General features: G+C 58.5%; 15 protein-coding genes. 7 read left to right on the plus strand and 8 right to left on the minus strand.

All coding sequences use genetic code 11. The features are described 5' to 3' along the window. Positions 1-93: 93 nt before the first annotated feature. Both ftsK and lrp read right to left on the minus strand, forming a co-directional pair. Positions 94-3,951, minus strand: coding sequence for a DNA translocase FtsK (gene ftsK, locus WFO70_RS09250; RefSeq protein ID WP_337015764.1), 3,858 nt, complete (start codon positions 3,949-3,951; stop codon positions 94-96). A 133-nt stretch (positions 3,952-4,084) separates the two neighbouring features. Then, entirely contained in the window at positions 4,085-4,579 is a 495-nt protein-coding gene (gene lrp, locus WFO70_RS09255; protein ID WP_002439523.1) for a leucine-responsive transcriptional regulator Lrp, read from the minus strand. Between the two features lie 549 nt (positions 4,580-5,128). Here lrp and trxB point away from each other — a divergent pair. The 5 genes from trxB to infA all read left to right on the plus strand — a co-directional run bounded on the left by trxB (position 5,129) and on the right by infA (position 10,955). Then, positions 5,129-6,097, plus strand: a complete 969-nt coding sequence (gene trxB, locus WFO70_RS09260) for a thioredoxin-disulfide reductase (RefSeq protein ID WP_337015765.1) — start codon at positions 5,129-5,131, stop codon at positions 6,095-6,097. Positions 6,098-6,210: 113 nt separating this feature from the next. Next, on the plus strand, positions 6,211-7,977 hold the full coding sequence (cydD, locus tag WFO70_RS09265; RefSeq protein WP_337015767.1) for a heme ABC transporter permease/ATP-binding protein CydD: 1,767 nt from the start codon (positions 6,211-6,213) through the stop codon (positions 7,975-7,977). Further along, complete coding sequence (gene cydC, locus WFO70_RS09270) at positions 7,977-9,698, plus strand: heme ABC transporter ATP-binding protein/permease CydC (RefSeq protein WP_337015769.1); 1,722 nt, start codon at positions 7,977-7,979, stop codon at positions 9,696-9,698. The genes cydD and cydC overlap by 1 nt, the downstream gene beginning before the upstream one ends. A 47-nt stretch (positions 9,699-9,745) precedes the next feature. Beyond that, a complete protein-coding gene (gene aat / locus WFO70_RS09275; protein WP_337015771.1) occupies positions 9,746-10,450 on the plus strand; it encodes a leucyl/phenylalanyl-tRNA--protein transferase in 705 nt (234 codons plus the stop codon). Between the two features lie 286 nt (positions 10,451-10,736). Continuing rightward, entirely contained in the window at positions 10,737-10,955 is a 219-nt protein-coding gene (infA, locus tag WFO70_RS09285; RefSeq protein WP_001040187.1) for a translation initiation factor IF-1, read from the plus strand. Positions 10,956-11,037: 82 nt separating this feature from the next. Here the strand turns inward: infA and WFO70_RS09290 are convergent, their stop codons facing one another. The 3 genes from WFO70_RS09290 to clpS form a co-directional block, all read right to left on the minus strand. Then, positions 11,038-11,451: a hypothetical protein gene (locus WFO70_RS09290; protein ID WP_337016651.1), complete on the minus strand. Its 414-nt coding sequence runs from the start codon at positions 11,449-11,451 to the stop codon at positions 11,038-11,040. A 761-nt stretch (positions 11,452-12,212) separates the two neighbouring features. Next, on the minus strand, positions 12,213-14,489 hold the full coding sequence (gene clpA / locus WFO70_RS09295; protein WP_032617326.1) for an ATP-dependent Clp protease ATP-binding subunit ClpA: 2,277 nt from the start codon (positions 14,487-14,489) through the stop codon (positions 12,213-12,215). Between the two features lie 30 nt (positions 14,490-14,519). Beyond that, positions 14,520-14,840, minus strand: a complete 321-nt coding sequence (clpS, locus tag WFO70_RS09300; RefSeq protein WP_032617325.1) for an ATP-dependent Clp protease adapter ClpS — start codon at positions 14,838-14,840, stop codon at positions 14,520-14,522. 321 nt (positions 14,841-15,161) lie between these two features. On the opposite strand from clpS, the gene cspD reads away from it, so the two are divergent. Further along, entirely contained in the window at positions 15,162-15,383 is a 222-nt protein-coding gene (gene cspD, locus WFO70_RS09305) for a cold shock-like protein CspD (RefSeq protein ID WP_271282086.1), read from the plus strand. Between the two features lie 140 nt (positions 15,384-15,523). Here the strand turns inward: cspD and macB are convergent, their stop codons facing one another. Both macB and macA read right to left on the minus strand, forming a co-directional pair. Further along, positions 15,524-17,464, minus strand: coding sequence for a macrolide ABC transporter ATP-binding protein/permease MacB (gene macB / locus WFO70_RS09310; RefSeq protein WP_337015776.1), 1,941 nt, complete (start codon positions 17,462-17,464; stop codon positions 15,524-15,526). Further along, complete coding sequence (gene macA / locus WFO70_RS09315; RefSeq protein ID WP_337015778.1) at positions 17,461-18,576, minus strand: macrolide transporter subunit MacA; 1,116 nt, start codon at positions 18,574-18,576, stop codon at positions 17,461-17,463. The genes macB and macA overlap by 4 nt, the downstream gene beginning before the upstream one ends. 159 nt (positions 18,577-18,735) lie before the next feature. Between macA and WFO70_RS09320 the strand changes: the two genes are divergently transcribed. Then, positions 18,736-19,692, plus strand: coding sequence for a VirK/YbjX family protein (locus WFO70_RS09320; RefSeq protein ID WP_337015780.1), 957 nt, complete (start codon positions 18,736-18,738; stop codon positions 19,690-19,692). Here the strand turns inward: WFO70_RS09320 and WFO70_RS09325 are convergent. After that, the gene (locus tag WFO70_RS09325; protein ID WP_337015782.1) at positions 19,689-21,347 is read right to left on the minus strand and encodes an ATP-dependent endonuclease; all 1,659 of its coding nucleotides are present in this window, start codon (positions 21,345-21,347) and stop codon (positions 19,689-19,691) included. The genes WFO70_RS09320 and WFO70_RS09325 overlap by 4 nt on opposite strands. Positions 21,348-21,367 lie beyond the last annotated feature (20 nt).

Below are 21,367 nucleotides of genomic sequence, written 5' to 3' on the forward strand. Positions count from 1 at the left end.
TTTCTGTCAACCATTCTGGACCTGCCCGCAGGCAGGCGACAGAAGAAAATGCTTAATTATTGCTGATTTACCCATCTTTGCAATCGAGGGGCATTATTCAAACGGCGGTGGGGCAAGCACTTCACGGTTGCCGTTATGCCCCTGCTCGCTGACGATGCCCTGCGCTTCCATCTGCTCGATGATACGCGCCGCACGGTTGTAGCCGATGCGGAACTGACGCTGAACCCCGGAGATGGAGGCTTTGCGTTTTTCGGTGACGAAGTTAACCGCCTGATCGAAAAGCGGATCCAGCTCTTCACCGCTATCTGCGCCGCCGCCACCGCCGCCTTCGCTTTCGCTGTCGGAGGTGATGCCATCGATATATTGTGGACGACCGCGCGCCTTCCAGTCCTGCACCACGGCATGGACTTCCTGGTCACGCACAAAGGCACCGTGGACACGCACCGGCGAGGTGGAGTTCGGACCGGAGTAAAGCATATCCCCCATGCCGAGCAGCGATTCCGCGCCGCCCTGGTCGAGAATGGTACGGGAGTCGATTTTGCTCGACACGGTAAAGGCGATACGGGTCGGAATGTTGGCTTTGATCAGGCCAGTGATCACATCCACCGATGGACGCTGGGTAGCCAGCACCAGGTGGATCCCCGCCGCACGCGCTTTTTGCGCCAGGCGGGCGATCAGCTCTTCCACCTTCTTACCGACGGTCATCATCAGGTCAGCGAACTCATCCACCAGCACCACGATGTACGGCAGTTTTTCCAGCACCGGATGCTCGGCATCCATGCTGTCGCCTGGCTTCCAGTACGGATCCGGGATCGGACGTCCCATCTTCGCCGCTTCGGCGATGATCTCGTTATAACCGGCGAGGTTACGCACGCCCAGCGCGGACATCAGCTTGTAGCGACGCTCCATCTCATTGACGCTCCAGCGCAGGGCGTTGGCGGCATCTTTCATGTCGGTCACAACTTCGGTCAGCAGGTGCGGGATACCTTCGTATACCGAGAGTTCCAGCATTTTCGGGTCGATCATGATGAAGCGCACATCTTCTGGCTGCGCTTTATACAGAATGCTGAGGATCATGGCGTTCACACCGACGGACTTACCAGAGCCCGTCGTACCTGCCACCAGCAGGTGCGGCATTTTCGCCAGATCGGCCACCACCGGCTCACCGGCAATATCTTTACCCAGCACCACGCTCAGCGGGGATGGGTTATCACGGAATTTGGCGTTATCCAACACTTCGCGCAGGTAAACGGTCTGACGTTTTTTGTTCGGCAGCTCCAGGCCGACATAAGGTTTGCCCGGAATAACCTCGACCACGCGCACGGCCACGGTGGAGAGGGAACGCGCCAGGTCGCGGGAGAGGTTAGAGATACGCGCAGCTTTCACCCCCGGGGCAAGGTTCAGCTCGAAACGGGTGATCACCGGGCCTGGGGAATAGTTCACAACATCCGCTTTAATACGGAAATCGGCCAGGCGGAGTTCAACCAGACGCGCCATCTGATCGAGGGCGAAGGTATCCACCGGTTCGACTTCCGTTGGCGGCGGTGTTAACAGATCGAATGACGGCAGCGGCGTAGTCGGTCTTTGCAGCGGACGGCTGTCGCCGTTACGCATCAGCAGCGGATGGATCAGACTCTGCTGAGCCTGAGGCTGGGCCGGTGGCTGCTGCGGCTGTACGGGCTGCTGCGGCTGAGCATATTGCTGTGGCTGAACAGGCTGCTGAGGCTGAGCATATTGCTGCGGCTGAACAGGCTGCTGAGGCTGAGCATATTGCTGCGGCTGAACAGGCTGCTGAGGCTGAGCATGCGGCGGCGGCGTATAGGCCTGGCGCGGCGGCTCGGCTTCCGGCATCACGCCCGGCGTGAACAGCGGTTCGCTTGGCGTATCATCCACCAGATCTTTCATCGGTGAGAATTCAAAATCCGCCAGCGAGAAGGGGTTCGCCCCTGTCGGCTGTTCACCGGCATAACGCTGTTGCTGCGTGGCGGCAAACTGGCGAGCCAGCTCCGCTTCGGCGGCATCATCTTCGTCATCCTGAGTCTGATACTGCTGCGGCTCAGGCTGATATTCCTCGCCGTAACGCTGCTGTTGCTGTTGGGCGAACTGGCGGGCCAGCTCGTCCTGCTGCATTTCATCAGCATCATCTTCGTACTGATCGTCATCATACTGCTGACGACCGGCTTTACGTGCTTCCTCTTCTGCCATTCGCTGAGAAGGCAGCTTGATGCCATACGAGGCCAGTTCACGGCGGGTAGGAACACGCACGCGGTTAGGACGCGGCAGTTGCGGACCAATGCCCTCTTTCACCTGCGGACGCGGAGCGCCGCTGGTTGCCAGGCTGAATAACGGTGCGGCAGCGCTGGCCGCAGCGGCGCCCGCGGTCGTTGCCTGCTGCACGTTCGCCGCAACCGGTGCGACGACGGACGCAGGCTCAACGGCCGGAGCTGGTACAGATGGGATTTCCACCGCTTTGACCGGGGCAGGCTCTTGCACTGGCTCCGGTACCGGCTGATACCAGGCCGCGAGCTGTTCGCGCTCACGGGCACGTTTCTCTTCCACTTCTTCAAAGTAGTAAAGCGGCGGGCGGGACGGTTTGACCTCTTCAGCCGGCGGCGCGTCGACGACCGGCGGAGTGACCACCGGCTCAGGCTGATAGACGGCCTGCTGCGGTTCATACTGCTGCGGCTGCTCATACTGAGGTTGTTCGTACTGAGGCTGCTCGTACTGAGGTTGCTGATATTGCGGTTGTTCGTACTGCGGCTGCGCGTACACCGGTTCAGGCTGATAAGGCGGCTGCCACTGCTCCTGCGGCGCGGCGGCGGCATAAGGCTGTGGCTCCGGCGCATAGACCGGCGCTGCGGGCGCGGCAGGTTCCGCATGCCATTCAACCGCAGGCGGCTGCAGATGGGCATCCGGCATCGACGGAGTGGGTGGCGTCACCGGATCAACCGGGGCAGCAAAGGCCTGCGTGGCGGTAGTCGCCGCGGCAGCAGCGGCAAGCGGCTCTGCTACCGAATGGCCGTTGAGCAGCGGATCGTACTCATCATAGTCGGAGGCCAGGGCGCGATTGCCGGAGAACAGCACATCATCCGGATCGGCAGCCACGCCACGGGCGCTGTAAGCCACCTCTTCGTCGTCCATCCGCTTCCCGGAAAACAGGGCTGCGTCTGTCTTGCGTCCTAATGGATTGGCAAATTTTTCCGCTACGCGCTTACGGCGCGCCAGTGCCCCGCGCATAATGCGCGCGCGACGGGATTCACGGCGCTCGGCGACCGGCTCAGCGTCGTCGTAGTCGTCGTCTTCATACTCTTCGTCAACCCAGGTGTCATCGCGACGGGTACGGTTGCTGGCAAAAGTCAGCACGTTGAGGATCACGCTGCCGATTTTTTCAGCAATGCTGACCCAGGACCAGCCGGTAAACAACGTCAGCCCCGCGCCCCAGATGCAGAGCAGCGCGATGGTGCCACCGCTGCTGTGCAGCATCGGTTGTAAGGCGGTACTCAGCAGGCTGCCGATCACGCCACCGGAGGCAAAATACCAGATGTCATCGGCGTTAATCGCCGCCAGACCGCAGGATGTCAGGATCAGCGCCAGCGCGCCAATCAGGCGCAGCGAGACGGCAAAATAGTCGATGTAGTCATCGTTCTGGCGATGACGCCAGGCAAACCAACAGCCACCAATAATGATGACGGGAAGGGTATAGGCCATCACGCCAAAGATGAAGAACAGCGTATCCGCCAGCCAGGCGCCCGGTACGCCGCCTAAATTATGGATAGGCTCGTGCCATGCGGTCTGTGACCAGCTGGGATCGGAGGGATTGAAACTGAGTAAGGCTGCCATCAACCAGACGGCAAAAAGAGCAACAAGGATCAGTAACGCCTCAAGGAGTCGGCGCCCACTGCTGAGCTTGGTTAAATTGACTTCTTTGTCTTCGGTATATTCCTGGCTCAAAACAGGCTCTCCAGGTATCAGGCAATTCCTGCCTGAGTGCTAAACGGACAACAGTGCCGGGAGGCCCGACACTGTTGCTGTATGGATTACCAGGAGTGTAATCAAAGTACGCTGATAATGCACCTGTTCCGTGTTAGCGCGTCTTAATAACCAGACGATTGCTCTGTTTGACTTCTTCCATTACCACGTAGGTACGGGTGTCGTTCACGCCAGGCAGTCGCAGCAGGGTTTCGCCCAGCAGCTTACGGTATGCAGACATATCAGGTACGCGGGTTTTCAACAGGTAGTCGAAATCACCGGAAACCAGATGACACTCTTGAATTTCTTCAAGTTTTTGCACGGCGGAATTGAACTGCTCAAACACATCCGGCGCACCACGATTCAGAGTAATCTCAACAAAAACCAGAAGTGAGGCATCCAGGTAATGCGGGTTCAGCAGCGCTGTATAGCCCTGAATAAAACCCTGTCTTTCCAGTCGGCGCACACGCTCGAGGCATGGCGTCGGGGAAAGTCCCACACGTTTTGAAAGCTCGACGTTGGAAATACGCCCATCCTTTTGCAATTCATTAAGAATGTTACGATCGATACGGTCGAGATCTTTGCCAGGGCGCTTCTTGCTATCTACCATTATTATTGTCTCTCTGTATTCCTTCCCTAACTCCTGCCAGGACCCTGTGCACTTCACTGTTCAGAGTCTTTCCCCGCGGTTAATCGCATCGCCTGTTTTTTAGTTTGCGCGATCCGATTGGGGTTATGTGGTATGAAGACCGTTGCCCAGAGGCGGTCATCAACATCACGTATGGCATCTGTCCACACCATGCGTAGATTTCGCTGACCCGGTAAAAATGGTGATTTTGTGCATGACTATGCGTTACACAAAGACCGTTTTTTTTCTTCCTTGAATGTTTTCGCAAAAGCGCAGGGGATTGTCAAAGCAAAACATCGATTTTTAGTACAACATGCCGGATATTCATTACGACCGGCGATTAAACCTCATTTTATCGCCGTCGTTTCGAGCGATTAGCCATGATTATTGTTATAAAATCACCTTCTCTGCTCCGCCGTTGATTGGCGAATTCTATTACACACATCGTTAACAAAATCGCTACGCCCTTTTTTTACGACCGCAAATTCCCTACAATCCGGGAAAATGTCTGCCAACAACAATGGGGATCTCATGGGCACGGCCAAACACAGTAAGCTGCTAATCCTTGGTTCTGGACCTGCGGGATACACCGCAGCGGTCTACGCTGCACGCGCTAACCTGCAACCGGTACTGATTACGGGCATGGAAAAAGGCGGTCAGCTGACCACCACCACCGAAGTAGAAAACTGGCCAGGCGATCCTGAAGGCCTGACAGGGCCGCTGCTGATGGAGCGCATGCACGAGCATGCCACCAAATTTGATACTGAAATCATTTTTGACCACATCAACAAGGTCGATCTGCAGAACCGTCCGTTCCGCCTGACCGGTGATAACGCAGAATACACCTGCGACGCCCTGATCGTTGCCACCGGTGCTTCTGCCCGCTATCTGGGCCTGCCGTCCGAAGAAGCCTTCAAAGGTCGCGGCGTTTCCGCCTGCGCCACCTGCGACGGTTTCTTCTATCGCAACCAGAAGGTCGCGGTCATCGGCGGCGGCAATACCGCCGTAGAAGAGGCGCTGTACCTGGCGAACATCGCCTCTGAGGTGCATCTGATTCACCGCCGTGATACCTTCCGCGCGGAAAAAATCCTGATCAAGCGTCTGATGGATAAAGTGGCCAGCGGCAACATCGTGCTGCACACCCACCGCACGCTGGAAGAAGTCACTGGCGACCAGATGGGCGTGGCGGGTCTGCGCATTCGCGATACGCAGAACACCGACAACGTCGAAACGCTGGAAGTGGCCGGTCTGTTTGTTGCCATCGGTCACAGCCCGAACACCGCCATCTTCGACGGTCAGCTGGAGCTGGAGAACGGCTACATCAAAGTGCAGTCGGGGATCCACGGCAATGCCACCCAGACCAGCATCCCGGGCGTGTTCGCTGCGGGCGATGTGATGGACCATATTTATCGTCAGGCGATCACCTCTGCGGGCACCGGTTGTATGGCGGCGCTGGATGCAGAACGTTATCTCGACGGACTGGCCGATCAGAGTAAATAATTTTTACAAATCAGCAACAAACGTAAAAAAGGCGGCGATAAGTCGCCTTTATTGTCTCTGCGTTGTAACATTGCCGTGCCCAATACCTAATAACATCACCTGCTAAGCACGCAATGGAAAAAACCCGTCAACAAGAGCTAACACGCTGGCTGAAACAGCAAAGCGTTCTTTCCCGCCGCTGGCTGAATATTTCCCGTCTTTTAGGGTTTATCAGCGGTGTGTTGATTGTAGGCCAGGCATGGCTGCTGGCTCGCATTCTTAACCATATGATCATGGAAAACATCCCACGCGAGGCCCTGCTGCTGCCTTTCATCGTGCTGGTTCTGGTCTTCATTCTGCGTGCCTGGGTGGTCTGGTTGCGTGAGCGCGTGGGTTTTCACGCCGGACAGAACATCCGCTACGAAATACGCCGCCAGGTGCTCGACAGGTTGCAGGAAGCCGGTCCCGCCTGGATCCAGGGCAAGCCTGCCGGTAGCTGGGCGACGCTTATCCTCGAGCAAATCGACGATATGCATGACTACTACGCCCGCTATCTGCCGCAGATGGCGCTGGCGATCTTCGTTCCCCTGCTGATCGTGCTGGCAATCTTCCCGTATAACTGGGTCGCGGCGCTGATCCTGCTGGGTACCGCGCCGCTGATCCCGCTGTTTATGGCGATGGTCGGCATGGGTGCCGCCGATGCTAACCGCCGCAACTTTCTGGCATTGGGTCGCTTAAGCGGCCACTTCCTCGACCGCCTGCGCGGCATGGAGACGCTGCGCATTTTTGGTCGCGGTGAAGCCGAAACCGACAATATTCGCCATGCCTCTCAGGACTTCCGTCAGCGCACCATGGAGGTGTTACGCCTGGCGTTCTTATCCTCCGGGGTGCTGGAGTTCTTTACCTCCCTGTCGATTGCGCTGGTCGCCGTCTATTTTGGTTTCTCTTATCTGGGTGCCCTCGATTTTGGTCACTACGGCACCGCCGTCACTCTCTCGGCGGGCTTCCTGGCGTTAATTCTGGCCCCGGAGTTCTTCCAGCCGCTGCGCGATCTGGGCACCTTCTATCATGCGAAGGCCCAGGCCGTGGGCGCTGCCGACAGCCTGAAAACCTTCCTTGAAACGCCGCTGGCGCATCCGCAGCGTGGCGACGTGACCCTGAGCACCAGCAAGCCGGTCAGCATTGACGCAGAGAATTTCTGCGTGCTGTCGCCGGAAGGTAAAGTGCTGGCGGGGCCGTTAAACTTTACCCTCGCTGCAGGTCAGCGCGTGGTGCTGGTCGGCACCAGCGGCTCGGGCAAAAGCTCGCTACTGAATGCGTTATCCGGCTTTATGGCTTACAGCGGGTCGCTGCGCATCAACCAGGCCGAGCTCTCCGCGCTCGATCCTGACGAATGGCGCACCCATTTAAGCTGGGTGGGTCAGAACCCGCAGCTCCCGGCGGCCACGCTGCGTGAAAACGTGCTGCTGGCGCGCCCGGATGCCAGCGACGAAGAGCTGCAGTCGGTGCTCGATCGCGCCTGGGTCAGCGAGTTCCTGCCGCTGCTGCCGAACGGCGTGGATACGGTGGTGGGCGATCAGTCGGCGGGGCTTTCCGTCGGCCAGGCGCAACGTATCGCCGTGGCCCGCGCCCTGCTTAACCCCTGTCAGCTTTTACTGCTGGATGAGCCCGCAGCCAGCCTGGACGCGCACAGCGAACAGCGCGTGATGATGGCGCTGGATGCCGCCTCGCAACAGCAAACCACGCTGATGGTGACCCACCAGCTGGAGGGCATCTCCCGCTGGGATCAGATCTGGGTCATGGACAACGGACAGCTTGTCGAGCAGGGTGATTACGCCACGCTCGCGGCGGCACAGGGGCCCTTTGCGGCCCTGCTGGCGAACCGTCAGGAGGAGATCTGATGCGCGCTTTACTGCCTTATCTGGCGCTCTATATGCGCCACAAATGGATGCTAACCCTCGGCGTGGTGCTGGCGATCGTCACCCTGCTGGCCAGTATCGGCCTGCTCACGCTTTCAGGCTGGTTCCTCTCTGCCTCGGCGGTGGCCGGGTTTGCCGGCCTATACAGCTTCAACTATATGTTGCCCGCCGCAGGGGTACGCGGCACGGCCATCACCCGTACCGCCGGACGCTACTTCGAGCGTCTGGTCAGCCATGACGCCACCTTCCGCGTGTTACAGCACCTGCGCGTGACCACCTTCAGCAAGCTGCTGCCCCTCTCCCCTGCCGGGCTGGCACGCTATCGCCAGGGCGAACTGCTGAACCGTGTGGTCGCGGACGTCGATACCCTCGATCACCTCTACCTGCGGGTTATCTCCCCGCTGGTGGGTGCCCTGGTGGTGATCGTGGTCGTTACCCTCGGCCTGTGCCTGCTGGACGTTAACATCGCGCTGGTGCTCGGCGGGATCATGCTCCTGACGCTGTTTCTTCTGCCGCCACTGTTTTACCGCGCCGGGAAACCGACCGGTGAAAACCTGACCCGTCTGCGTGGCGAGTATCGCCAGCAGCTGACGGGCTGGCTGCAGGGACAGGCAGAGCTGACCATCTTTGGCGCCAGCCGTCGCTACCGCGCGCAGATGGAAAACACCGAGCTGAACTGGCACGAAGCCCAGCGCAAACAGTCGGAACTCACGGCTCTGTCTCAGGCGTTGATGCTGTTGATCGGCGGGTTCGCCGTGATGGCGATGCTGTGGATGGCCTCCGGCGGGGTGGGCGATAACACCCAGCCGGGCCCGCTCATTGCGCTGTTTGTCTTCTGTGCGCTGGCGGCGTTCGAAGCGCTGGCCCCCGTCACCGGGGCCTTTCAGCATCTGGGCCAGGTGGTGGCCTCCGCGCTGCGTATCACTCAGATCACCGGTCAGGAGCCTGAAGTGCAGTTCAGTACCGCCGATTCCGACGTGCCTGAGCAGCTGGCTCTCCGTCTTACGGATGTGAGCTTTGCCTATGACAGCCAGGCTCAGCCCGCGCTGGACCATATTAACCTGACCATCCCCGCAGGCGCGCACGTTGCGGTGCTGGGACGTACGGGCTGCGGTAAGTCAACGCTGCTGCAGCTTCTGACCCGGGCCTGGGATCCGGCTCAGGGCCAGATCCTGTTCAACGACACGCCGCTAACAGCGATGAGCGAACCTGCGCTGCGCAAAACGGTGAGCGTGGTGCCGCAGCGGGTCCACCTTTTCAGCGCCACCCTGCGGGATAACCTGCTGTTAGCTGCGCCAGGTGCCGCCGATGACGTGTTAAGCGCAATGCTGGAGAAGGTCGGCCTGCACAAGCTGCTGGAAGACGAAGGTCTGAACAGCTGGCTCGGTGAAGGGGGGCGTCAGCTCTCCGGCGGCGAGCTGCGTCGTCTGGCGATTGCGCGCGCGCTGCTGCACAACGCCCCGCTGATGCTGCTGGACGAACCTACAGAAGGTCTCGACGCAACGACTGAGCGGCAAATCCTTGATTTACTGGAAAAAGAGATGCAGGGCAAAACGGTGCTGATGGTGACGCACCGCCTGCGTGGACTGGCGGATTTCGATCAAATTATTGTGATGGACAACGGACAGATTATTGAGCAAGGTAGTCACGCAGAGCTGTTAGCAAAACAGGGTCGCTACTACCAGTTTAAACAACGTCTGTAGTCTATATTTGAACCGATCCCCACTTCGCGTACTGGAGTTTTGTTGTCATGCGCTTGGTCCAGCTCTCTCGTCATTCTCTTGCGTTCCCTTCTCCGGAAGGGGCGCTGCGTGAACCTAATGGTTTGCTGGCCCTCGGCGGCGATCTGAGCCCGTCGCGTTTATTAATGGCGTACCAGCGCGGGATTTTTCCGTGGTTTTCCCCCGGAGATCCGATCTTATGGTGGTCGCCCGATCCCCGCGCCGTACTGTGGCCGGCACAGTTTCATATCAGCCGCAGCATGAAGCGCTTTCACGCTCACTCCCCCTATCGCGTCACCCTTAATCACGCCTTTGGTCAGGTGATCGAGGGGTGCGCTGCCGATCGCTTTGAAGGAACCTGGATTACCCCCGAGGTGATCACCGCCTATCACCGCCTGCACGAACTGGGTTACGCCCACTCGATTGAGGTGTGGGATAAGGACGAACTGGTGGGCGGGATGTACGGCGTGGCACAGGGCACCCTGTTTTGCGGCGAGTCGATGTTCAGCCGCGCGGTGAATGCCTCGAAAACCGCTCTGCTGGTTTTCTGCGACCGCTTCACTCGCAGCGGCGGCCAGTTGATTGATTGCCAGGTGCTGAACGAGCATACCGCCTCGCTGGGTGCGGTCGAGATCTCCCGCCATGAATATCTGGCTCAACTGGCGACGCTGCGGATGCAGAAATTACCGCAGAATTTCTGGGTCCCCGGCACGTTATTTACGCCTCAAAGATAAATGTTTTCCGCATATTTTTCCTCAAGGTGCTATAATTCTGCCGCAGAGTAGGTTCTGCCTGTTGCCCCGCCGCCGTTTGGGAATAGTTCGCATCCGATAACGCCCTATCGTTTATCCTGCCACCTCCCCTTTACGTATGCGCTTTTCGTACGGTCGAACCGTGACGTCCGGGTAATACGCTGAAACTGCTTTGCTGCGTTTTAAACGCGCAAATCTTTACTTAATTGATGAATTTCGGCATTATCTTGCCGGTTCAAAACTTGGTAGTGATACCCCAGAGGATTAGATGGCCAAAGAAGACAATATTGAAATGCAGGGTACCGTTCTTGAAACGTTGCCTAACACCATGTTTCGCGTAGAACTGGAAAACGGTCACGTTGTTACCGCGCATATCTCCGGTAAAATGCGTAAGAACTATATCCGTATTCTGACGGGCGACAAAGTGACTGTTGAGCTGACCCCGTACGACCTGAGCAAAGGCCGCATTGTCTTCCGTAGTCGCTAAGAGTTTTTCGCCGCGAATGGCGTAGTGTAGTAAGAATAATCAAGGCCGGGATATCCCGGCCTTTTTGTTTTTCTGAACGGTCTTAGTGAACATGCACCACGGTCAGATCGGCCAACATTGCATGGCTGATCTCGTGCAGCAGGCCGGTGAGATGCGGGAGCATATCGCGGTCGAAATGCGACACCAGCAGCACATGGTTTAGCGCCCGGCAGTAATCGCACTGGGCTTCGGTGCTGTCCAGCAGCCACTCCTGTTTGTGCGAAGGTGGGATCTCATCCTCCTCAAGCACGCGAAAATCGCTCATCGATTTTTCCAGTTCACTTCTGAATGCGTCCAGGTATGCCGCAAGACAGCGGCAGACGGGCTGCGTTTGCGGTAGCGAATTACAATCGACCAGGATTTCGGTGAGCAGATTGCAGCGCGCGGCAAGGATGGAAAGATCGAGCGTGCTGAGTTCGAGTTCGCTATAAAGCTGGGTGATGCTGTCATTATCCATAATCATAATCTCCGAAAGTAATTTTTTGCTGACCACCCGAACGCCAACTCAGGCGGTGGACTGAACCAGGTTGGCGTACCGATTACCCTCGGAAAAATCGGCGCTTCAGAGAAGCCCGGGCCCAGCCCACCATATTCTGAACATGCGGATTATATCCGCAGCTTTCAAAAGAGTGAACGAAACCGCTGATGGTTGCGCATGCAACATCATTTCCGAGGTTTGGTCAGGACGCCAATCCTGGCACCTGATTTTGCAGGTGCATCGCCATTCTATTACTGGGGTTTTATCCAGCAATATCTTCATTCAAATTCTGGATAATGACTCGCAAAGTTTTGATGTTGGGTAAGGTGAATATGCGGCTTAAGTAGTCGTTCCGTTCACCTTACGTTCCTTGCTTCTCTGATACGCCTGAACCGGTGAACGTGCCAGGGGGGCTCGCCGCCTCCCCCATGGCAACCCCGGCTCCCGGCAAAGAAAATCGCCGCTTCGCGGTTCCCTCAGCTTATTCCTCCAGGCTTTCGGGTCGGGCACCAGCCTGCATCCATGCAGGCTGGTGCCCTCTCGGCGCGTCCATGCGCCTCGCCCCGGCCTTCCGGAAACGCTTCGGCGATTTTCAGCCGGGCCTGGTCATCGCTGTAACTATCAATTCACCTTTAATAACTTTATCGCTTCAGGTACCCAAAATTACCAACCCGGCCACATCGGTAAAAAACCATAAAAAAACCGGGCTTTCGCCCGGTTTTTATCATCACTCGACAGACTTAGTGAGCCGCTTCCGGCTTGTGCTTCGCCGCACTCTGGAAATCGTACGTCAGCTCGTTCTTCGCCTGATCCAGCGCAACGGTCACCTGACCGCCGTCCACCAGCGAGCCAAACAGCAGCTCGTTAGCCAACGGTTTTTTCAGGTTGTCCTGGATGACACGCGCCATCGGACGCGCACCCATCGCACGATCGTAGCCTTTCTCCGCCAGCCAGTCGCGGGCTTCCTGACTCACTTCCAGGGAGACCCCTTTCTGATCCAGCTGAACCTGCAGCTCGACGATGAACTTATCCACCACCTGATGGATCACCTCGGTAGACAGGTGATCGAACCAGATAATGTTGTCCAGACGGTTACGGAACTCCGGCGTAAAGACCTTCTTGATCTCTTCCATCGCATCGGTGCTGTTATCCTGGTGGATCAGGCCGATGGATTTACGCTCGGTTTCACGTACCCCGGCGTTGGTGGTCATCACCATCACCACGTTACGGAAGTCCGCCTTGCGCCCGTTGTTGTCGGTCAGCGTCCCGTTATCCATCACCTGCAGCAGCAGGTTGAAGACGTCCGGGTGCGCTTTCTCGATCTCATCGAGCAGCAGAACCGCGTGCGGATGCTTGATCACCGCGTCGGTGAGCAGACCGCCCTGGTCAAAGCCCACGTAACCCGGAGGCGCACCGATCAGACGGCTAACGGTGTGACGCTCCATATACTCGGACATATCAAAGCGCAGCAGCTCAATACCCAGCGCTTTAGAGAGCTGCACCGTCACCTCGGTTTTCCCCACGCCGGTTGGACCAGCGAACAGGAAGGAACCAACAGGCTTGTGCTCATGCCCCAGCCCGGCGCGGGCCATCTTGATGGCTTCGGTTAAGGCCTCGATGGCCTTATCCTGCCCGAAGACCAGCATTTTCAGGCGATCGCCGAGGTTTTTCAGCGTGTCGCGGTCGCTCTGAGAAACGCTCTTCTCAGGGATACGCGCGATGCGGGCCACCACGGATTCAATATCCGCCACGTTGACCGTTTTCTTCCGCTTGCTGACCGGCATCAGACGCGCACGCGCGCCCGCTTCGTCGATCACGTCAATCGCTTTATCCGGCAGATGACGGTCGTTGATGTATTTCACCGCCAGCTCCACCGCCGCACGCACCGCTTTCGCGGTATAACGCACGTCGTGGTGCGCTTCGTACTTCGGTTTCAGGCCGTTGATGATCTGCACCGTTTCTTCGACCGACGGTTCAGTAATGTCGATTTTCTGGAAGCGACGCGCCAGAGCACGGTCTTTTTCGAAAATATTGCTGAACTCCTGATAGGTGGTCGAGCCAATCACCCGGATCTTGCCGCTGGAGAGCAGCGGTTTGATCAGGTTGGCGGCATCCACCTGGCCACCCGAGGCCGCACCGGCACCGATGATGGTATGGATCTCGTCGATAAACAGGATGCTGTTAGTATCCTGCTCCAGCTGTTTCAGCAGCGCTTTGAAACGTTTTTCAAAATCACCACGATATTTGGTACCCGCCAGCAGCGAGCCGATATCCAGCGAGTAGATGGTGCAATCGGCAATCACTTCCGGGACATCGCCCTGCACAATGCGCCAGGCGAGCCCTTCGGCGATGGCGGTTTTCCCGACGCCCGATTCCCCCACCAGCAGCGGGTTGTTCTTGCGGCGGCGGCACAGTACCTGAATCGCCCGTTCCAGCTCTTTTTCGCGGCCAATCAGCGGGTCAATACCGCCGACGCGGGCAAGCTGGTTAAGATTGGTGGTGAAGTTTTCCATACGTTCCTCCCCGCCTGCCTGCTCTTCGCTGTTGACCTGATGGCCGGAATCCGATGCCTGATTCGGCTCGTCTTTTCGCGTTCCGTGAGAGATGAAGTTCACCACGTCGAGGCGGCTGACTTCGTGTTTGCGCAGCAGGTAGGCGGCTTGCGACTCCTGCTCGCTGAAGATGGCAACCAGCACGTTGGCACCGGTAACTTCGCTACGTCCGGAGGACTGGACGTGAAATACCGCACGCTGGAGTACACGCTGGAAGCTGAGCGTCGGCTGCGTGTCGCGCTCCTCTTCACTGACGGGCAGTACAGGTGTGGTCTGTTCGATGAAGGCTTCAAGTTCCTGACGCAGCGCCACCAGATCCACGGAGCAGGCTTCAAGCGCTTCGCGGGCGGATGGATTGCTGAGCAGTGCAAGCAGCAAGTGCTCGACCGTCATAAACTCATGTCGGTGCTCACGCGCTCTGGCGAAAGCCATGTTTAAACTGAGTTCCAGTTCTTGATTGAGCATAGGCACCTCCCCCAATTTTCATTGCCTTATTCAGGCTTTTTCCAGCGTACACAGCAACGGATGCTCGTTCTCCCTTGCATACTGGTTCACCATCGCCACCTTCGTCTCTGCGACTTCTGCAGTAAAAACACCGCAGATGGCTTTGCCATGATAGTGAACGGTAAGCATCAGTTGCGTTGCACGTTCTACATCATAAGAAAAGAACTTTTGTAGCACGTCAATAACAAATTCCATCGGCGTGTAGTCATCGTTCATTAACATAACTTTATACATAGATGGCGGTTTTAGCGCGTCGCGCACTTTATCTTCCGCCAGCTTGTCGAAATCGAGCCAGTCGTTCGTCTTACCCATTGTCAGTCGTCATCTTCGTTTACGCTCTCCGGTCGCGGTGCTGATGCTGACAGGAGGCTATACATAACCTGAATCTACCTCAGATGTCAGATAACTCACATCTATTATTGCCATCCGCGATGTCTGTCACAATACCCATCAATAGCGTTAACTGCTTCAAATTTTGACGCATTTTTACCCTCACTTCCCCGGCAAATGCTTGACGCTGCCTTTGGTTTATCTAAATTGTACAGGCGTGAGTTGGCGAGGTTTTGAACAGCCCCCACTCCAGCACCGGTTCATTACATCTAACTCAATAAGATTTACGAAGGATGTCGAAGCATGGAAACGGGTACAGTTAAGTGGTTCAACAACGCCAAAGGGTTTGGTTTTATCTGCCCTGAAGGCGGCGGCGAAGACATCTTCGCGCATTACTCCACCATTCAGATGGATGGTTACAGAACGCTGAAAGCCGGACAAGCCGTTCGGTTCGATGTACACCTCGGGCCAAAGGGCAATCATGCCAGCGTTATTGTGCCCGTCGAAGCAGAAGCGGTGGCGTAGCCCTCTGTTTCATTGTGTACACCCCGCACTCAAAATGCCAGCCCGATGCGCTGGCATTTTTATTTGTGGGCTTCCGTAAGGCCTGTTGTCCGGCGGCGCTGCGCTTGCACGGGCCTACAAATATTTGTGGGCCCACAGACTTACTCCCGGGCTAACGCATCCACCGGATCCAGCCGCGCGGCATTTCTTGCCGGTAACCAGCCAAACAGCACCCCGGTAAAGGTAGAACACAGGAAGGCCGTTAACAGCGCCATCGGTGAAAAACCAATTTCCCAGCCGGGTAAAAACAGCTGCAACGTAAAGGCGATCAACAGGGAGAGCGTAATCCCCAGCGCGCCGCCTACCAGACAGACCAGCACCGCCTCAATTAAAAACTGCTGCAGCACGTCGCTGGCCCGGGCACCGACCGCCATACGGATGCCGATCTCGCGCGTACGCTCCGTCACCGACACCAGCATGATATTCATCACCCCAATCCCCCCGACCAGCAGGGAGATGATCGCCACCAGCGTGAGGAAGAGTTGAAGAGTACGTGTGGTCTTTTCCGCGGTTTTCAAGAGCCCGTCCATGTTCCAGGTGAAGAAATCTTTCTTCCCGTGGCGCAGGGTCAGCAGGCGTTCGAGCTGTTGCTCCGCCATGGCGCTGTCGTAGCCCTCCTTCACCCGGACGGTAATGGAGTTCAGCCACGACTGCCCCATAATGCGCCCGGAGATGGTGGTGTACGGCAGCCAGACGCGCAGAATCTTGCTGCTGCCAAACATCGACTGCTTCTCTTCTGCCACGCCGATCACCGTCGCGGGCATGTTACCCACCAGCACGATCTCGCCCACTACCTTCGCTTTATTGGGGAACAGCTGTCGCCGGGAGTTGGCATCCAGCACCACCACCTGTGCCCGGCCTGCGAGCTGTTCTGCATTGAAGGTGCCCCCCTCGCTGAAGGTCATGCCGTAGACGTTAAAGTAATCACCGCTGACGCCGTTGGCGCTGGCGGCCACGTCGATACTGGCATAGCGCAGACGCAGGTTCTGCGATACCGCCGGGGTGGCGGAGTTGACCCACGGCTGCTTCTGGATCGCCGCCAGATCGTCATACTTCAGCGCCTGCTGATACTGCGGCTCATCGTCGCCAAAGTCTTTCCCGGGATAGACGTCGATGGTGTTGGTGCCGATGGAGCGGATATCCGACAGCACCAGCTGTTTGGCGGCATCCCCCACCACCACAATCGACACCACCGAGGCGATCCCGATGATGATCCCGAGCATGGTCAGCAGGGTACGCATCTTGTTGGCGGCCATCGCCAGCCAGGCCATAGTCAACGCTTCACGGAAACTGCTGGCAAACTGCCGCCAGCCGGACGGCGGAGGCAGCGCTACCTCCTGGCGCCGGGTGGCGTTGAGGGTGGGCGGCGGGTTGCTGACCAGCTCGCCGTCGTGGATCTCCACGATCCGCCCGGCCTGGGAGGCCACCTGCGGATCGTGGGTAACGATGATCACCGTATGCCCCTGATCCCGCAGCTGGTGGAGGATCGCCATGACCTCCTCCCCGGAGTGGCTGTCCAGCGCCCCGGTCGGTTCATCGGCGAGGATCACCTGTCCGCCATTCATCAGCGCCCGGGCGATACTCACCCGCTGCTGCTGGCCGCCGGAGAGCTGCGAAGGCTGGTAATCGACCCGCTCCCCCAGCCCCAGCCGGGTCAGCAGCGCCTGCGCCCGCTCAAGGCGTTTTTTGCGCTCCACGCCGGCATAGACCGCCGGCACTTCGACGTTCTGCGCCGCGCTCAGGTGTGAGAGCAGATGGTAACGCTGGAAGATAAAGCCGAAATGTTCCCGCCGCAGTTTAGCCAGCGCGTCGCTGTCCAGGGTGGCGATGTCGGTCCCGGCCACGCGGTAGGTGCCGCTGGTGGGTTTATCCAGACAGCCGAGAATGTTCATTAGCGTCGATTTACCGGAACCTGAGGCCCCGACAATTGCCACCATCTCCCCGGCCTCAACTCGCAGGGTGATGCCCTTCAGCACCTCCACCGGTCCGTCGCCGGAGGGGTAGCTCCGGCGAATATCATTCAGCTCCAGCAGGGCCGTCATTTCGCCGCCCCGGGCTGGCTCTCGCTGATGACGACCTCCTCACCCTCTTCCAGCCCTTTTACCACCACTACGTCGGTGTCGTTGCGCGAGCCAAGGCTCACCTCACGCTCGCGGGTCTCGCCGTTACGCAGCACCTTCACGTTGTAGCGGTTGTCGCCCACCGGTTCACCCAGCGCCGCCAGCGGGATGGTCAGCACGTTTTTCTCCCCGGCCAGCTGGATATGCACTTGAGCGGTCATGTCCAGACGCAGCACCCCCTGCGGGTTGGGGACTTCAAATCGGGCGTGATAGAAGATGGCGTCGTTCACCTTCTCCGGGGTCGGGAGAATGTCTTTCAGCACCCCTTCATAGCGGGTTTGCGGATCCCCCAGTACGGTAAACCAGGCTTTTTGGCCGGGCTTAAGGTGGATCACATCCGCCTCGGAGACCTGGGCTTTCACCAGCATGGTGCCCATATCCGCCAGGGTCAGGATGTTCGGCGCCTGTTGGGCGGCAATCACCGTCTGCCCCTGCAGGGTGGTAATTTGCGTCACTTCCCCGGCCATCGGGGCGACGATTCGGGTGTAGTCGAGGTTGGTTTTGGCGCTGTCCAGCGAGGCCTGGTTGCGCTTGATCTGCGCATCGATGGTGCCAATCTGCGCCTGCTTGACCGCCAGTTCGGTGACGGAGGTATCCAGATCCTGCTGCGAGATGGCCTGAGTGGTGGCAAGCTGCCGCTGACGGTTCAGGGTCACCTGAGCCAGCTTACGCTCCGCTTCGGCCTGGCTGCGCTGGGCGCGCAGCTCCATCAGGGTCGCCTCTACCTCTTTGATCTGGTTTTCGGCCTGCTCAGGGTCGATGACCCCCAGCAGTTGCCCTTTTTTCACCTTATCGCCAATCTCCACCGACAGCGTTTTCAGCTGGCCGCTGACCTGGGCTCCCACATCCACCTTGCGCAGCGCGTCCAGCTTGCCGGTGGCGAGCACGTTTTGCTGCAGCTCGCCCGGACGGACAATCAGCGTCTGATAGTGTGGCACCGGGGCATTAAGCACCCGCCACAGCCAGAATCCAGCCACCAGTACAATCAGCACCAGCAGCAGAAACAGCTTCCTGCGTTTTCCCTTAAAGTTCATAAATATTCCAAATAGCTATTCTGGCTTACATAACTGTTGATTCTAACTAAACCGTTCCTCAACGGAACCCCTGCTTTCCAGGATGGATGAAAATCGTTGAGGAGAGGTTGATAAAGCCCCTGCTGAAATGAAGATCTGGCAACAAGACCGGAATTTATTATGTCATCCATCGCAGAATCATCCTTTACCCATCAGCCACAACCCAAATCGGGCTGGCAGCTGTTTCAACGCCTGGCCTCCGGAACGCTAACCCCGGGACTTGCCTGGCGCAATCCGGCCTACCGCCGCAAGTTTATGCTGCGATCGCTGATGACGCCATTCAGCACCGCCCGCCTGCTGTCAAATCTGGCCCAGCAGCCGCAGCTGCTGCAGCTATTGCAGGTTCAGCCGGGGTTGCCCTGCCGCCTGCACCGTCCGTGGCTGTCCGTTGCCATCAACCGTCAGCAAACCCTGCAGGCGCTAAGCTGGCACTATCAGACCCTGCAGCGCCAGCTCCCGGTCGCGCTGATGAACGGCTACCTCTCCCGGGAAGGGGTGACGTTGCTGACCCTGACCGGCAAAGACGATCGGCAGTTTACCCTGCGCCTGTGCGCGGATGCTTTTCTGGATAAAGAGGGTGAGGCCACGCTGGCGTTTTGCGACACCGACCAGACGGTGCTGGCGGAGATAACCTTCACACTGTGTCAGATTAACGGCACCGCGACGCTGTTTATCGGCGGGATGCAGGGGGCGAAAGCCTTTGTGCCGCACGAGGCGATCCAGAGCGCCACCAAAGCCTGTCATGGCCTGTTCCCGAAACGCCTGCTGGTGGAGGCCGCCATGACCCTGGGCAGCGTCCTGGCCGTGGAGCAGATCGTGGCGGTCAGCAACAGCACCCACATCTACCGCAGCTGGCGCTATCGCAAGAAAAAAGAGGGGAAACTGCTGGCGGATTACGATAGCTTCTGGGAGTCCCTCGGCGGCGAGCGCACCGACGAGGGCAACTTCCGTCTGCCGCTGGTGATGCCGCGTAAACCGATGGAAGAGATTGCCAGCAAAAAGCGCGCCGAGTACCGCCGCCGCTTTGCCCTGCTGGACAGCCTGATTGAGCAGGTCAACCAGGCGACCCGCCGTTAATCGGCTCTCCCGCGCGCCAGCCACAGCACGCGGGAGAACATTTTCCGCAGCAGGGTTGGCACCGCTTCTACCCCGCGTCGACCGGCCTCCATCGCCACCTCAATCGCCAGATCGGGCTTCGAGGAGCGGTGAATGGCTTTCATGATCACCCGCCGCATGTTCATCGGAATATCGTCGGGCACCATCGCCACCCGATGAAAGACGTCCGCGAAGCCCTGGCGGTACATAAAGTGCTCCATGTCCATGGCGGGCAGCGCCGTCAGGTGCTCGCGCTCCTCCTCCCGGTCGTTATTGATCAGGCCTCGCACGGTGGCGGCATATTTCTTGCCCGCCTCGTCGCCGTCCACCAGCACGTGCCACTCGATGCCCATTCGCCGGGCAAATTTGATCAGCGGTTTTAAGCCCGACTGGGCGAACTCAATCACCTTGATCCCCTCGGCATCGAAGTGGTGGCCGCACTGGCGGGCCAGCTCGTTAATCACCCAGGTTTCGGTCTCTCCTTCCACCAGCAGCCAGCAGCGGGCGAACAGAGAGGAGGCGCGATTAAAGCGAATATGGAAAGCTATCCGGCGGCTGTCTTCGGCGTTCATCCCCCCCGGCCCAAGGCGGAAGGCCGTCACGCGCGACGATTCGCGTACCAGGCGGCAGACGTGCTCCACCGGGGTTAAGGATAAGAGTTCGCCGGAGTTGGTGGTGGTGATGCGCTGTAACGGCAGCAGATTCAGCAGGTGCCACGCCACCGAGAGCATAATCGGGTGCAGGCGCGTCTCGGGATCTTCCACCAGCAGCAGCGGGCGGGCATCCTTGTCCAGCCGGACGGTGCCTTTGGCCTGCAGCAGCGTCGAGAAGAGCCCCAGCAGGATCACCCGGTGCGAACGGCCGCCGGGCCTGTCGATCATTCGGTTGATGATATCGAGATAGCGCCAGCTGCGCTGCTCGTCGTGGGAGCGTCGCCGCATCAGCCGGTTGCGCACCGGCGAGGTGCCCTGCTCGGTAAAGTAGTGCTCCAGCAGCTGCACCATCGCCGACAGCCCCTGGCGGATCTGGCCGTCGGTTAAGTTTTGCGGACGGGCCACCAGCTCCCGGGCCAGATAGTCCAGCTCGCGGGCGGTGACCTCCACGTCGGGCATATTGGGCACCGTGCCGTTGCGGATCCGGCGCATAAAGCGGGCATCGCGCAGGCGCAGCACCGGCATCAGGCGCACCAGATGGCGCGCCCGCTCGTCGATATCCGCCAGCGGCAGCGGGTTGCCGTCATTGTCGAGAAAACCGCGCAGGGTCAGTACGCTGTCGTCATCCGCCAGTTCGCCCTCCAGCCGATAAAAGATGCGCTGGTAGTCGTCATGGCACGGCACCCAGCAGTCGGCCAGCGGGCGATAGCGACGGACGCGATGACGGCCCGGCTCAGATTCACGAAAGGTAAGAATGATATGCAGATGGTGCTCGCGCCCCAGCAGATCCCCGGGGGGAAACCAGAAATCTTCCCGGACAAAATGGTACAGATCGGATTCCGGGGAGAGCAGCAGCGTCAGGGCATCCAGCAGGCTGGATTTACCCCAGGCGTTTTCCCCAATCAGCACGTTATTATGCTCGAGCATCAGCGACAGACGGTTAATGCCGCGGAACCCCACGATTTCCACACGTTCAAGCAACATGTACCCTCCGGGAGAGATGA

It is taken from the genome of Leclercia sp. AS011 (assembly GCF_037152535.1).
Taxonomy (GTDB): domain Bacteria; phylum Pseudomonadota; class Gammaproteobacteria; order Enterobacterales; family Enterobacteriaceae; genus Enterobacter.

Excerpts from the sequence above, each read along its gene's own strand:
- WFO70_RS09320 (WP_337015780.1), top strand. The coding sequence starts at position 18,736 with ATGTCATCCATCGCAGAATCATCCTTTACCCATCAGCCACAACCCAAA.
- WFO70_RS09290 (WP_337016651.1), bottom strand. The coding sequence starts at position 11,451 with ATGGATAATGACAGCATCACCCAGCTTTATAGCGAACTCGAACTCAGC.
- aat (WP_337015771.1), top strand. The coding sequence starts at position 9,746 with ATGCGCTTGGTCCAGCTCTCTCGTCATTCTCTTGCGTTCCCTTCTCCG.
- clpA (WP_032617326.1), bottom strand. The coding sequence starts at position 14,489 with ATGCTCAATCAAGAACTGGAACTCAGTTTAAACATGGCTTTCGCCAGA.
- macA (WP_337015778.1), bottom strand. The coding sequence starts at position 18,576 with ATGAACTTTAAGGGAAAACGCAGGAAGCTGTTTCTGCTGCTGGTGCTG.
- infA (WP_001040187.1), top strand. The coding sequence starts at position 10,737 with ATGGCCAAAGAAGACAATATTGAAATGCAGGGTACCGTTCTTGAAACG.
- trxB (WP_337015765.1), top strand. The coding sequence starts at position 5,129 with ATGGGCACGGCCAAACACAGTAAGCTGCTAATCCTTGGTTCTGGACCT.
- clpS (WP_032617325.1), bottom strand. The coding sequence starts at position 14,840 with ATGGGTAAGACGAACGACTGGCTCGATTTCGACAAGCTGGCGGAAGAT.
- cydC (WP_337015769.1), top strand. The coding sequence starts at position 7,977 with ATGCGCGCTTTACTGCCTTATCTGGCGCTCTATATGCGCCACAAATGG.
- WFO70_RS09325 (WP_337015782.1), bottom strand. The coding sequence starts at position 21,347 with ATGTTGCTTGAACGTGTGGAAATCGTGGGGTTCCGCGGCATTAACCGT.
- lrp (WP_002439523.1), bottom strand. The coding sequence starts at position 4,579 with ATGGTAGATAGCAAGAAGCGCCCTGGCAAAGATCTCGACCGTATCGAT.
- cspD (WP_271282086.1), top strand. The coding sequence starts at position 15,162 with ATGGAAACGGGTACAGTTAAGTGGTTCAACAACGCCAAAGGGTTTGGT.
- macB (WP_337015776.1), bottom strand. The coding sequence starts at position 17,464 with ATGACGGCCCTGCTGGAGCTGAATGATATTCGCCGGAGCTACCCCTCC.
- cydD (WP_337015767.1), top strand. The coding sequence starts at position 6,211 with ATGGAAAAAACCCGTCAACAAGAGCTAACACGCTGGCTGAAACAGCAA.